Source organism: Streptomyces sp. NPDC004788 (assembly GCF_053601115.1).
Genome location: NZ_JBSGBF010000066.1, coordinates 1 through 12,045 on the forward strand (window position 1 = coordinate 1; position 12,045 = coordinate 12,045).

At 72.9% G+C, this 12,045-nt stretch carries 12 protein-coding genes; 8 read left to right on the forward strand and 4 right to left on the reverse strand.

Annotated elements, in window-relative coordinates; translation table 11 throughout:
* The first annotated feature begins 113 nt into the window (after window positions 1–113).
* Window positions 114–1,346 (forward strand): RNA polymerase sigma factor, encoded by a 1,233-nt coding sequence (locus tag ACWEJX_RS25465; protein WP_451609724.1) that lies wholly within the window; start codon window positions 114–116, stop codon window positions 1,344–1,346.
* 108 nt (window positions 1,347–1,454) lie between these two features.
* Window positions 1,455–3,548, forward strand: a complete 2,094-nt coding sequence (locus tag ACWEJX_RS25470; RefSeq protein ID WP_451609725.1) for a TerD family protein — start codon at window positions 1,455–1,457, stop codon at window positions 3,546–3,548.
* 75 nt (window positions 3,549–3,623) lie between these two features.
* On the opposite strand, the gene ACWEJX_RS25475 is transcribed toward ACWEJX_RS25470, so the two are convergent.
* A complete protein-coding gene (locus tag ACWEJX_RS25475; protein ID WP_451609726.1) occupies window positions 3,624–4,220 on the reverse strand; it encodes a rhodanese-like domain-containing protein in 597 nt (198 codons plus the stop codon).
* Window positions 4,221–4,301: 81 nt separating this feature from the next.
* Here ACWEJX_RS25475 and ACWEJX_RS25480 point away from each other — a divergent pair, with 81 nt between their 5' ends.
* Window positions 4,302–4,589, forward strand: a complete 288-nt coding sequence (locus ACWEJX_RS25480; RefSeq protein WP_451609727.1) for a metal-sensitive transcriptional regulator — start codon at window positions 4,302–4,304, stop codon at window positions 4,587–4,589.
* Between the two features lie 16 nt (window positions 4,590–4,605).
* On the opposite strand, the gene ACWEJX_RS25485 is transcribed toward ACWEJX_RS25480, so the two are convergent.
* The gene (locus ACWEJX_RS25485; protein WP_451609768.1) at window positions 4,606–5,355 is read right to left on the reverse strand and encodes a sulfite exporter TauE/SafE family protein; all 750 of its coding nucleotides are present in this window, start codon (window positions 5,353–5,355) and stop codon (window positions 4,606–4,608) included.
* A 215-nt stretch (window positions 5,356–5,570) separates the two neighbouring features.
* On the opposite strand from ACWEJX_RS25485, the gene ACWEJX_RS25490 reads away from it, so the two are divergent.
* From ACWEJX_RS25490 to ACWEJX_RS25505, 4 genes are all read left to right on the forward strand, one after another.
* Window positions 5,571–6,221 carry a TetR/AcrR family transcriptional regulator gene (locus ACWEJX_RS25490; RefSeq protein WP_451609728.1) on the forward strand — a complete coding sequence of 217 codons (651 nt, stop codon included), beginning with the start codon at window positions 5,571–5,573 and terminating at the stop codon, window positions 6,219–6,221.
* A gap of 66 nt (window positions 6,222–6,287) precedes the next feature.
* Complete coding sequence (locus ACWEJX_RS25495) at window positions 6,288–6,875, forward strand: RBBP9/YdeN family alpha/beta hydrolase (RefSeq protein WP_451609729.1); 588 nt, start codon at window positions 6,288–6,290, stop codon at window positions 6,873–6,875.
* 10 nt (window positions 6,876–6,885) lie between these two features.
* Complete coding sequence (gene pip, locus ACWEJX_RS25500) at window positions 6,886–7,860, forward strand: prolyl aminopeptidase (protein ID WP_451609730.1); 975 nt, start codon at window positions 6,886–6,888, stop codon at window positions 7,858–7,860.
* Window positions 7,861–7,940: 80 nt separating this feature from the next.
* Entirely contained in the window at window positions 7,941–8,570 is a 630-nt protein-coding gene (locus tag ACWEJX_RS25505; RefSeq protein WP_451609731.1) for an HhH-GPD-type base excision DNA repair protein, read from the forward strand.
* A 34-nt stretch (window positions 8,571–8,604) separates the two neighbouring features.
* Here ACWEJX_RS25505 and ACWEJX_RS25510 read toward each other — a convergent pair whose 3' ends face one another.
* Window positions 8,605–9,825: an RNA-guided endonuclease InsQ/TnpB family protein gene (locus ACWEJX_RS25510; RefSeq protein ID WP_451609732.1), complete on the reverse strand. Its 1,221-nt coding sequence runs from the start codon at window positions 9,823–9,825 to the stop codon at window positions 8,605–8,607.
* 221 nt (window positions 9,826–10,046) lie between these two features.
* Window positions 10,047–11,615, reverse strand: coding sequence for a helicase HerA-like domain-containing protein (locus ACWEJX_RS25515; protein ID WP_451609733.1), 1,569 nt, complete (start codon window positions 11,613–11,615; stop codon window positions 10,047–10,049).
* Between the two features lie 94 nt (window positions 11,616–11,709).
* On the opposite strand from ACWEJX_RS25515, the gene ACWEJX_RS25520 reads away from it, so the two are divergent.
* Complete coding sequence (locus tag ACWEJX_RS25520) at window positions 11,710–12,006, forward strand: type II toxin-antitoxin system VapB family antitoxin (RefSeq protein ID WP_003949502.1); 297 nt, start codon at window positions 11,710–11,712, stop codon at window positions 12,004–12,006.
* Window positions 12,007–12,045 lie beyond the last annotated feature (39 nt).

The window sequence follows — 12,045 nt, forward strand, 5'->3', positions numbered from 1 at the left end:
CCGGGCGGCCCCCGCCCGGGCCGGCGGGCGCCGCCGACCGACCCGACCGACCCCGACCAACCCGACCCACCCCGACCGCCCCCGATCGACCCGAACGCCCCCGGCTGACCTCGTTGAACCCTTCGTACGCCGTCGAGGACCTGCTGCGGCTGCACGCGCCGCAGGTCCTCGGCGCGCTCGTGCGCCGGTACGGGCACTTCGACGCCGCCGAGGACGCCGTACAGGAGGCGCTGCTCGCGGCCGCCGGGCAGTGGCCGCGGGACGGGGTGCCGGGCAATCCGCGCGGGTGGCTGATCCGGGTGGCGTCGCGACGGCTCGTGGACGCGCTGCGGTCGGAGGAGGCGCGGGCGCGGCGCGAGGAGACGGCGGTGCGTCTGGAGCCGCGCGAGGTACGGGCGGCGCCGGCCGACGACGACACGCTCACGCTGCTGTTCCTGTGTTGCGACCCGGTGCTGGCGCCCGCCGCCCGGATCGCGCTGACGCTGCGGGCGGTGGGCGGCCTCACGACGGCGGAGATCGCCCACGCGTTCCTGGTGCCGGAGGCGACGGTCGCGCAGCGGATCAGCCGGGCGAAGGCGAAGCTGCGGGCGGCCGGGGCGGACCACCCCTTCCGCCCGCCCGGCCCGGCGGACCGGGACGCCCGCCTCGGCTCCGTGCTGCGGGTGCTCTACCTGATCTTCAACGAGGGGTACACGGCCACCTCCGGCCCCGCGCTCCACCGCGCCGACCTGGCCCGCGAGGCGATCCGGCTGACCCGAGCGGTCCGACGGCTGCTGCCCCGCGAGGGCGCGGTGACCGGGCTGCTCGCCCTGATGCTGCTGACCGAGGCGCGCAGCGCGGCCCGCACCGGGCCGGACGGGGAGCTGGTCCCGCTCGACGAGCAGGACCGCTCCCGCTGGGACCGGGCGGCGATCGCGGAGGGCACGGCCCTGGTCGAGGAGGCCCTGACGGAGGGCCCGCCGGGCCCGTATCAGCTCCAGGCCGCCATCGCCGCCCTCCACGACGAGGCGACGGACCCGGCCGACACCGACTGGCCGCAGATCCTCGCCCTCTACGACGTCCTGCTCACGAAGATCCCGGACGACCCGATGGCGCAACTGGGCCGCGTGGTCGCCCTCGCGATGGCCGACGGCCCGGAGGCGGGCCTGGCCGCCCTCACCGCCCTCGAACCCCGTCTCCCGGCCCCGGTGACCGCCCACCGCCTCCCCGCCGTCCGCGCCCACCTCCTCGAACGCACCGGCGCCCACCGAGCCGCGGCCGCCGCCTACCGCACGGCCGCCCGCGCGACCGAAAGCCTCCCGGAACGGCGCTATCTGCAGATGCGGGCGGCGCGGCTCGACCCGTGACGTCGGGACGCCCGAGTTTCACAATGCCTCCTCAATTCCCCTTACCGGACGCTACGGTTCCCCCGGGGCGCACGTATCGGAAGCGAACGGAACGGTCCGGGGGGACGCATGCACGAAATGTCCAAGGGAGCCAACGTCGGCCTCGCCACGCTGAGCGAGGACACGGGCGCGGTCGTCGTGAGCCTGAGCTGGAGCAGCGCGTCGGGTGACGGCGACGCCGATGTCTCCGTCCTGCTCCTCAACGGTGACGGCAAGGTGCGCAGCGACGCGGACTTCTACTTCTACAACCACCCGGCCGCCGAGGACGGCAGCGTGCAGCTTCTCGGGAAGACGCCCACCGCGGACGGCAGCGAGGACCGGATCGGGCTCGACCTGTCGGCCGTCCCCGAGGACGTGTCGAGCATCCTCGTCGCGGCCAGCCAGTACGGCGGCGCTCGGTTCGGCGACCTGGAAGACCTTCGCATGACGGTCTCGGACCGGGCCGGCGAGGAACTGCTCGGCTTCTCCATCACGGACGCTACGGTGGAGACGGCGTTCATCTTCGGGGAGCTGTACCGGCGCGGGGAGGAGTGGAAGTTCCGCGCCGTGGGCCAGGGGTACGAGACGGGGCTGGCCGGTCTCGCCACCGACTTCGGCATCGACATCGTCGAGGACGAGGCCGGCACCGAGGACGATGGCGGAGAGGGCAAGGAGGCCGGGGAGGCCGACGCGGGGAGCGCCGCCGGGTCCGGAGCCGACGGCGGCGCCGGGGGCCACGCGGCCGCCGCGATTCCCTCCGCACATGGCATCGCCCTGCCCGCCCAGGCCACCACCTCTCCTGACGTCCCCGACGCCACCGGCCCGTCGGCCGAATCGTCGGGCACGGCCGCCACGCGCCGACGCGGCCCGCGCACCGCGAAGAAGAAGGTCACGCTCCCCAGGACCGCCAGGAAGTCCCTGGCCGAGAACGACTCCTGGCGGCCGGCCCGGCTGTTTCCGGTCCCGTCCTACAAGAGCGACCGGGAGCGCGAGGTCCGGGCGACCTCCGTGCTGCTGTCGGTGATGGCGGAGGTGCCTGAGTTCGGGCGGCGGCTCACCGCCGCGTTCGGCGCACCGGCCGGACGGATGCAGACCTTCACGGAGGTGTCGCTCCCGCACGGCGACACCCCGAAGCGGCCCGACGGCGTGATCCGCGTGGAGCGGGCGGGCAAGCTCTGGACGGCGCTCGTCGAGACCAAGACCAACGGCAATCCGCTGAAGGCCGAGCAGGTCCAGAACTACATGGACATCGCCGCCCGGCGCGGCTACGAGGCCGTCATCACGCTCTCCAACGACGTGGCCCTGGAGGGCAGTCCGCTCGTCGACGTGAAGATCGACGGACGGCGGAAGCACAAGGTCGCACTGCGGCACCTGTCATGGGCCGAGGTCGCCCATCAGGCCCAGCTCCTGATCCGCCACGAGGGCGTGGGCAACGCCGCCCACGTCTGGCTGCTCCAGGAGCTGCTGCACTACCTGCAGCACGACAACTCCGGCTGCCACGGCTTCCAGAACATGGGCCCGTCCTGGGTCCCCGTACGCAACGGCATCGACGCGGAGACCCTCTGCCAGGGCGATCCGCGCGCCGTCGAGGTCGTGGAGAGCTGGGAGCGGCTCGTCCGCCAGGTGTGCCTGCGGCTGGGCGGCGAGCTCGGCCAGAAGGTGCTGCCCGTGCAGCGGGCCAAGCGCGGTACGGATCCCGCGTCCCGCCGTGCGGAGCTCGGGGACCGGCTGTGCGAGGAGGGGCGGCTCTCGGCGGAGGTGCGGATGGACGGTGCGCAGAGCATCCTGGCGATCACCGCCGATCTGCGCACGGGCAAGATCCGTACCTCCGTCGACGTGCCCGCCCCGGAGAGCGGCTATCCGCTGTCCGTGGCGAAGCGGCTCGTCCGTGTCCTGGCCGAAGCCCCGGCGGACCTGCACGTGGAGACGCTGGTGGAGGGCCGGAACGGGCCGCGCGGCACGCTGGAGCGGCTGCGGCCGGAGCCCGGTGATCTGCTGCCGAAGGACGGGGCCGCGATCACGGGCTTCCGGCTCTCCTTGTTCAAGGGCATGGGCGGGAGCCGCGGCAGCACGGAGTCCGGGTTCATCCGCAGCGTGGACGAAGCCGTCGACCGCTTCTACGGCTCCGTCGTCGTCCACCTCGGCCAGTTCGAGCGCCGGACGGCGGCCGCCCGGGGGCAGTGAGTCAGGGCCGGGCCTGAGCCCCTGAGCCGAGTGTCGGCGTGAGGGGCCGCCCGCTGGTCGGGCGGCCCCTCGGCGTCACGCCCCCTGACCGCCGTCCCGCAGGCGGGCCAGTGTCGTGTCCAGGTTCGGTCCGCATGACGTCGTCCGGTTGTACGGGAGCCTGCTCAGCATCGCCGCCATGCCGCAGGTGTTGGTGAGGGCCGAGAAGACCAGGCCGGCCGCGACGGATGCGGAGAGGAGCTGGAAGGCCGGGTGGAGGAGGAGGGCGAGGAGGAGGCCGAGGAGGACGAGGGTGCCGGCGGTGAGGCGGACCTGGCGGTCCATGGCCCAGGGGGTGCGGGCGGGGGCGCCCGTGGGGCGGGCGAGGGTGTGGCCGCGGGTGGCGTAGCCGGCGGTGCCGCCGGTGAGGTCGAGGGTGGGGATGCCATGGGCGGCGAGGCGGGCGCAGGCGGTGCGGGAGCGGTTGCCGGACTGGCAGACGACGAGGAGTGCGCCGCGGGCGGCGGCTTCCCTGAGAGCGGGAACGGCCTGGTCGAGGCGGTCGAGGGGGACGTTGAGGGCGCCGGGGACGTGGCCGCCGGCGTACTCGGCGGGGCTGCGGACGTCGACGACGGTGAGCTCGGCGAGGCGGGCGTGGGCCTGGTCGGCGTCGAGGGCGGTGGTCAGGGCCATGGCAGGTGTCATCCTTGGTCTTCGACGGGACCCCGTGGCGGGGAGTAAATTACCCCCTGGGGTATCTGTGGAGGAGTGGTCGTGGAACTGGATCTCGCGGGCGCCGAGCTGAAGTCCGTACTGAACCGGCTGCGCCGGGCGCAGGGGCAGATCTCCGGGGTCATCCGGATGATCGAGGAGGGCCGCGACTGCGAGGAGGTCGTGACCCAGCTGGCCGCCGCCTCCCGCGCCCTGGACCGGGCCGGGTTCGCGATCATCGCGACCGGGCTCCAGCAGTGCCTCACGGACATGGAGAGCGGGCGCAGGACGGGCGAGGACCCCGATCAGATGCGGGCCCGGCTGGAGAAGCTCTTCCTGTCGCTGGCGTAGGCAGCGAATCAGCGAATCAGAGCAGCAGGTCCAGAAGCATCAGGGCCGCCACCGCGAGCAGGAGGAGGCCGAAGGCTCTTCGCAGCCTGTCGGCCGGTACGCGGGCGGCGAGCCGCCGCCCGTCCCACGCGCCCAGCACCGCCGCCCCCGCGAACGGCGCGACGACCGCCCAATCGAGTGGCGCGGCGGTACCCGAGCGGGCGAGCAGCGCGGCCAGTGCGTTGACGGCGACGACGAGCAGGCTCGTGCCGACGGCCGGGCGCATCCGCAGGCCGACGACCTGGACGAGCGCCGGTACGGTCAGGAAGCCGCCGCCCACGCCCAGGACCCCGGTGACCGCGCCGAGCCCGGCGCCCGCGCCCGCGACGGCCGGGGCGGAGCGGCGCCTCGGCCCCGCGTCCGGCGCGGGAGCGCGGCGGACCATCCGTACCGCCGCGAACCCCGCCACCGCCACGAAGCCGACCGTCAGCAGCCACTCCGGCACGCGTGCGGCGAGCAGCCCGCCGAGCGCGGCCGGCACGAGGCCGGCCGCGGCGAACACCGCGCCCGTGCGCCAGCGCACCTGGCCGTCGCGGGCGTGCCCGTAGAGCGCGGTCGCGGAGGTCGCGAGCACGATGAGCAGGCTCGCGGTGGCGGCGGCGGCCGGGGTGAAGCCCAGCAGGTAGATGAGGGCCGGGACGGCGAGCACGCTGCCCCCTCCGCCGAGCGCGCCGAGCGCGAGCCCGACGACGGCACCGGCCGCGAGGGCCGTCACGGTCACGGTCACCAACACGCCCGTACTCCTTCCAGGAACGAGATAGCCGACCCCCTCAATTACCCCCCGGGGTATGTATTCGACCTGGCCGACGATAACAGAAGTACCCCCGGGGGTATCCAGGCCCAGCTAAGCGGACAGCTATCCGGTTACCCGGAGGGGCGAGTATGCTCAGGAGCAGGAAACGACCGATGGGGGAAGAGGCACGGAAGGGCAGGCAGCAGCCGATGAGCACGAGGAAACCGCGGGCCGAGGGCGGGCCGACGGCCCGGCCCGCGCCGCTGCTCAGCCTGCTGCCGACCGCCGGCGCCCCCGCCCCGGAGCGCGCCGACGCCGCCCGCAACCGCCGCAGGATCCTCGACGCCGCCGCCCGGATCGTCGCCGAGTCGGGCCCCGAGGCGGTCACCATGAACCTGGTCGCGCACGCCAGCGGCATCGGCGTCGGAACCGTCTACCGCCGCTTCGGCGACGTCTCCCAGCTCCTGTGGGCGCTCCTCGACGACCGCGAGCGGCAGTTCCAGGAGGCGTACCTGAGCGGCCCGCCCCCGCTCGGCCCCGGCGCCCCCGCCGCCCAGCGCCTCGACGCGTTCCTCGACGCCCTCGTCGACCGCGTCGTCGAACAGCGCGCCATCCTCCTCGCGGCCCAGACCGCCGCCCCCAGCGCCCGCTACACCAGCGGCGCCTACCTCGCGACGCACGCACACGTCACGATGCTGATCACCCAGGCCCGCCCCACCGCGAACGCCCCGCTCCTGGCCCACCTCCTCCTCGCCCCGTTCTCACCGAGCCTGATGCACCACCTGTCCCAGGAGCAGCAGCTGTCGGCGGAGGAACTGAAGGCGGGCGTACGGGAGTTGCTGAGTCTGCGGAGCCTCTGATCTCCCCGCCTGTCCGCCCCTTGGAAACGCTGGACCGGCCCCGCGCCCCCGGCGCATGATCAGGCCATGACCAGCGCTTCCAAGACCTTCCTCATCCTGCACGGCTTCCAGAACCACCGCCCGCCCGGCCACTGGCAGCACTGGCTCGCCGGTGCGCTGCGCGAGCGCGGGCACGAGGTGCGGTATCCGCAGCTGCCGGAGGCGGACGCGCCGCGGCTCGGGGAGTGGCTGGACGCACTGGACGGGCAGGGGGAACGGCCGGACGACGGGGGCGAGTTCGTCGTGCTCGGGCACAGTCTGAGCGTGCTGTTGTGGCTGCGGGCGGTGGCCGCGGGGCGGGCGCCCGACGCGGACCGGGTGCTGCTCGTCGCGCCGCCGTCGCCGGGGGTGGCGGCCTCGATCCCGGAGATCGCGGAGTTCGCCGAGGGCCTCGACCTGACCGGCCTCGACGTGAAGAACGCCCGGCTCGTGTACGGGGGCGGCGACCCGTACTGCCCCGAGGGCGCCGACGTGCACTACGGCGTACCGCTCGGGCTCGACGCGGACCACGTGCCCGGGGGCGCGCACCTGGACCTCGACGCCGGGTACGGGGCATGGCCGGATGTGCTCGCCTGGTGCGAAAACCCGCAGGCGCGGGTGGGGGGCAACCGCTAGCGTCGGGCGGATGCCCATCGAGACGTTTCCCCGCACCGAGCCGTACGACGAAGGCATGCTCGACGTCGGCGACGGCAACCGCGTCCACTGGTCCGTCGCCGGCAACCCCGCGGGAAAGCCCGCGCTCCTCGTGCACGGCGGACCGGGTTCCGGGGCGTCGCCCGGGGCCAGGCGGTTCTTCGACCCGGCGCGGTACCGGATCGTCCAGTTCGACCAGCGCGGCTGCGGCCGCTCCACCCCGCACGCGAGCGACCCGGCCACCGACCTGACCGTCAACACCACCGCCCACCTGATCGCCGACATGGAGCGGCTGCGCGTCCACCTCGGCATCGACCGCTGGCTGCTGTTCGGCGGCTCCTGGGGCTCCACGCTGATCCTCGCGTACGCCGAGACGCACCCGGAGCGCGTCACCGAGATCGTGATCGCGGGCGTGACCACCACCCGCCGCTCCGAGACGGCCTGGCTGTACGGAGGCGTCGGCGCCTACTTCCCCGAGGCGCACGAGCGCTTCCGGGAGGCCGTGGGCGCGCCCGCGCACGCCGGCGCCCAGGAGCTGATCGAGGCGTACGGCGCGCGCATGGCCCACCCCGACCCGGCCGTACGGGAGAAGGCGGCGAACGACTGGTGCGCCTGGGAGGACGCCGTCCTGTCGTTGGAGGGCCAGGGCACCCCGTACGCCGACCGCGCCGACGCCGCCCGGCTCGCCTTCGTACGGATCTGCTCGCACTACTTCGCGCACGGCGCGTTCCTGGAGGAGGGCGCCCTGATCAGGGATGCCCACCGGCTCGCCGGCATCCCGGGCGTCCTCGTGCACGGGCGGCTCGACATGGGCGGCCCCCTGACCACCGCCTGGGAGCTGACCAAGGGGTGGCCGGACGCCGAGCTGCACATCGTCGAGGCGGCCGGCCACCTCGGCGACGACGAGACCCACGGGCACCTCGTCACCGCTCTCGAACGCTTCGCGAAAACGGACCCGGAGGGGTGACAGGGAAGGGTGACGCGGGAGGGTGACCCGGAGGGGTGACCCACCGGGCGGGGCCACCCGCCCGGCCCGATGATCAGGGCATGAGCCCCACGCGCCCCACGATCCACCTCGCCCAGCAGCCCGACGCCGACGCGCTCCTCGCCCGCTCCCCGCTCGCCGCGCTCGTCGGCATGCTCCTCGACCAGCAGGTGCCGATGGAGTGGGCCTTCTCCGGCCCGTACACCATCGCGACCCGCATGGGCCGGGACGACCTCGACGCGGGCGAGATCGCCGCCCAGGACCCCGAGACGTTCGCCGCGCTGCTCTCCGAGAAGCCCGCCGTGCACCGCTACCCCGGTTCCATGGCCAAGCGGATCCAGCAGCTGTGCCGCTTCCTCGTCGACGAGTACGGCGGCGACGCGGAGGCGGTGTGGCGCGACGCGGCCGACGGCAGGGAGCTGCTGGCCCGCCTGGAAGCGCTGCCGGGCTTCGGCAAGCAGAAGGCGCAGATCTTCCTCGCGCTGCTCGGCAAGCAGTACGGAGTGCACCCGAAGGGCTGGCGGGAGGCGGCCGGGCCGTACGGGGAGCAGAACTGCTACCGCTCGGCCGCCGACATCACCGACGCGGACTCACTGGCGAAAGTGCGGGCCCACAAGCAGGAGATGAAGGCCGCTGCCAAGGCCGCGAAATCAGCAGGCGGCGGCCATGGCCATCGGGAAGGACTTCTTTGAATCCTCCCCTCCCTGAGGGGAGGGGATTCCTGGCTCAGGCTGCCTCCTGGAGCGGCGCTCCAGGAGGTCTTGCGCCATCACCACCAGCCGGGATGAGACCAGCCCGGACAAGCATCACGCGTGCGGAGTTCTTGTCCCTCGGGGACGAGGCTCCGCATGCGGTGCAGGTGTAGGTGCGCATACCCAGGGGCAGTGCGTGCTTGGCTCTCGCTCCGCACTGCGCGCAGTCCATCGTGGTGTGCGCGGGGTGGACGAGGCGGATGTCCCGCCCGTGCTTGCGACCCATCTCGATCAGGGCCTGCTTGGTGGCGCCGATGGCGGCGTCAGCGGCCTTGCGGGCCATGTTGGTCTTGGCGAGGAACTTCGGCCGGAAGTCCTCCACGGCGACAGCGTCGTGATCTCGTACGACCTTCTTGGCCCACTTGCGGCCGGTGTCCTCACGCTGCCGGGCCACCTTCTTGTACGCCCTCGCCCGCAGCTTCCTTGCCTCGCGGTAGCCCTTCGACGCCGGTTGCCCCTCCTTCGGCCTGCGGCGGGCCATCATCCGGTCATACTGGCTCAGCCTCACCTGGGCCCTATGGCCGTGCTCGGCGTGCGGCAGATCGTGGGCGTCGGACGTGGTGGTGGCGGTCTCCCTGACGCCCCAGTCGACACCGAGCACACGACTGGTCTCCGGCAGCGGCCGCACCTCGGCGGGAACCACGAACGAGCCGTACCAGTGCCCGAGGCTGTCCTGGTACACACGCACCGATGACGGCTCAGCCGGCAACTCCCGCGACCACACCACCCTCAGCTCGATCCCGCCCGCCAGGTGCAGACGGCCGTCCTTCAGCCGGAACCCGTGCCTGGTGTAGTTGAGAGTCGGCAATGCGTCGCGCTTGGTCTTCCAATTCGGCATGCCGGCCCGGCGCGCCATGGGCAGGCGGTCCTTGACGTCCTTGTGTGCTTTGGCGCGGGACTTGCCGAAGTCGCGGATGATCTGTTGCTGGGGAACCGACGATCCCGCACGCAGCCACGGCATACGGACACGGGCCTCGGTCAGCATCCTGTCGAGCTGAGCCGGGCCGCACGTGGCCTTCTGCCCGGTGGCCGTGTTGCGCAGGTGTACGGCCCTGGACTTGGCGACACACTCGTTCCACACCCACCGACACCGATCCCACTCCGCCGACAAGGCAGCGCGGGCCGTGGACGACACGCGCAGCCGGTAGGTATACCGGGCATGGCCGGCCCCCACAACCGCCCCCATAAGCACCATCTCGCCCCCTCGCCAACCCCGGTTCAGGACGCCACGGCATCCCGAACCCCTCGAAGGAGCGTATGCACGACCGCCGCACACGCGTACCCCAATCCCTCAGCCGCCACCCCAACCAGCGATCACAGGCACGCACGTTCGCATCACCCCGGCGCGGGCGCCGGCCCGGAGGGCTCGGCCCAACTGGCGGCCTGCACGGCGACCACGACGAGGTGACCGAGTAGTCAGCGCTTCCGGCGCGCGGTCCCGAACAGCGAGCGGCTGATCTCCCGGCCCAGCTGGGTGCCGACGGACCGCGCCAGGGACTTGAACAGGCCGCTTCCCACGACCTGTTCGACAAGCGAGGGCTCCTCATTCGCTTGAGGGGTCCTCGCTCTCTCCTGTTCGGCGGCGGCCTGCTCAGCGACGTGCTCCGCCGCCCGCTGCTCCGCCGTCAGCTTCTCGTACGCCGACGTCCGGTCCACCGCCTCCGCGTACCGCCCGTACAGCGGCGAGGCCCGTACCGCCGCCGTCAGGTCGGCCGCCGGGACCGGTCCCATCAGCGACTGCGGGGCGCGCAGCCGGGTCGCCGCCACCGGGGTCGGGGCGCCCTTCTCGCTGAGCACGGTGACGACCGCCTCGCCCGTACCGAGCCCGGTCAGCACCTCCTCCAGGTCGTACGCCGACTTCGGGAAGGTCCGTACGGTCGCCTTCAGCGCCTTGGCGTCGTCCGGGGTGAAGGCGCGCAGCGCGTGCTGGACGCGGTTGCCGAGCTGGGCGAGGACGTCCGCGGGCACGTCCTTCGGGGTCTGCGTCACGAAGAAGACGCCGACGCCCTTGGAGCGGATGAGCCGCACGGTCTGGGTGACCGACTCCAGGAACGCCTTCGAGGCCCCGTTGAACAGCAGATGGGCCTCGTCGAAGAAGAAGACCAGCTTGGGCTTGTCGAGGTCGCCGACCTCGGGCAGTTCCCCGTACAGATCCGCGAGCATCCACATCAGGAAGGTGGAGAAGAGCTGCGGCCTGTCCTGTACGGCGGGCAGTTCGAGTACGGAGACGATGCCGCGCCCGTCACCGCCCGGCGCCGTCCGCAGGAACTCGGCCGTGTCGAACTCCGGCTCCCCGAAGAAACCGGCCGCGCCCTGCTGTTCGAAGGCGGTGATGGCGCGCAGGATCACCCCGGCGGTGACCGTCGAGAGCCCGCCGATGCCTTTCAGCTCGGCCTTGCCCTGGTCCGAGACGAGGAACGCGACCACCGCCCGCAGGTCCTTGAGGTCGATCAGCTCCAGGCCCTTGCTGTCGGCGTAGTGGAAGATCAGGCCGAGCGACTGCTCCTGGGTGTGGTTGAGCTGGAGCACCTTGGAGAGGAGCAGCGGACCGAAGCCGGTGACGGTGGCCCGGATGGGGATGCCGGTACCGCCTGGTTCGCCCCCGAGCCCGTAGAACTCGCACGGGAATCCCGTCGCCGTCCACTCCTGGCCCACCTGCCCCGCCCGTTCGCGCACCCTTTCGCCGTCCTGGCCGGGCGCGGAGATGCCGGAGACGTCGCCCTTGACGTCGGCGAGGAAGACGGGCACGCCGTTCGCGGAGAGCTGTTCGGCGAGCAGCTGGAGGGTCTTGGTCTTGCCGGTGCCGGTGGCGCCGGCGACCAGTCCGTGCCGGTTGAGCATCGGCAGCGGTACGCGCACCCGCGCGTCCGGGTGACACGCGCCGTCCCAGAGCACCGCCCCCAATTCGAGTGCCGCTCCGTCGAAGGCGTACCCGGCGGCGATCTCCGCCCAGGGCTCGGACGACGGCTGCGCGCTCTCGGTCATGGCGGACCCCTGTCCTGGTTTCAGGCGTTTTGCCCAGCTTCCCACCGGGGTCGCGTGGCTGCGCCGGGAGCCGCTCGCCCGGTAGGCTTTCCGTGTGATCTTCAAGCGCATCGGAAACGGCCGGCCGTATCCCGACCACGGCCGGGAAAGCACCCGGCAGTGGGCGGACGTGGCACCGCGCCCGGTCCGCCTCGATCAGCTGGTGACCACCAAGGGCCAGCTGGACCTGGAGACGCTGCTCGCCGAGGACTCCACCTTCTACGGCGACCTCTTCGCGCACGTCGTGAAGTGGCGCGGCGATCTCTACCTGGAGGACGGACTGCACCGCGCGGTCCGCGCCGCGCTCCAGCAGCGCCAGGTGCTGCACGCGCGCGTCCTCGAACTGGACTGAGGCCCCGGACCGGACTCAGCCCCGAACCGGACTCAGCCC

Bases quoted from the DNA above. Each gene is read 5' to 3' on its own strand.
- ACWEJX_RS25475 (WP_451609726.1), bottom strand. From the start codon at position 4,220: ATGGCCCTGACCACCGCCCTCGACGCCGACCAGGCCCACGCCCGCCTC.
- ACWEJX_RS25515 (WP_451609733.1), bottom strand. From the start codon at position 11,615: ATGACCGAGAGCGCGCAGCCGTCGTCCGAGCCCTGGGCGGAGATCGCC.
- ACWEJX_RS25505 (WP_451609731.1), top strand. From the start codon at position 7,941: ATGAGCCCCACGCGCCCCACGATCCACCTCGCCCAGCAGCCCGACGCC.
- ACWEJX_RS25510 (WP_451609732.1), bottom strand. From the start codon at position 9,825: ATGGTGCTTATGGGGGCGGTTGTGGGGGCCGGCCATGCCCGGTATACC.
- pip (WP_451609730.1), top strand. From the start codon at position 6,886: ATGCCCATCGAGACGTTTCCCCGCACCGAGCCGTACGACGAAGGCATG.
- ACWEJX_RS25470 (WP_451609725.1), top strand. From the start codon at position 1,455: ATGCACGAAATGTCCAAGGGAGCCAACGTCGGCCTCGCCACGCTGAGC.
- ACWEJX_RS25490 (WP_451609728.1), top strand. From the start codon at position 5,571: ATGAGCACGAGGAAACCGCGGGCCGAGGGCGGGCCGACGGCCCGGCCC.
- ACWEJX_RS25495 (WP_451609729.1), top strand. From the start codon at position 6,288: ATGACCAGCGCTTCCAAGACCTTCCTCATCCTGCACGGCTTCCAGAAC.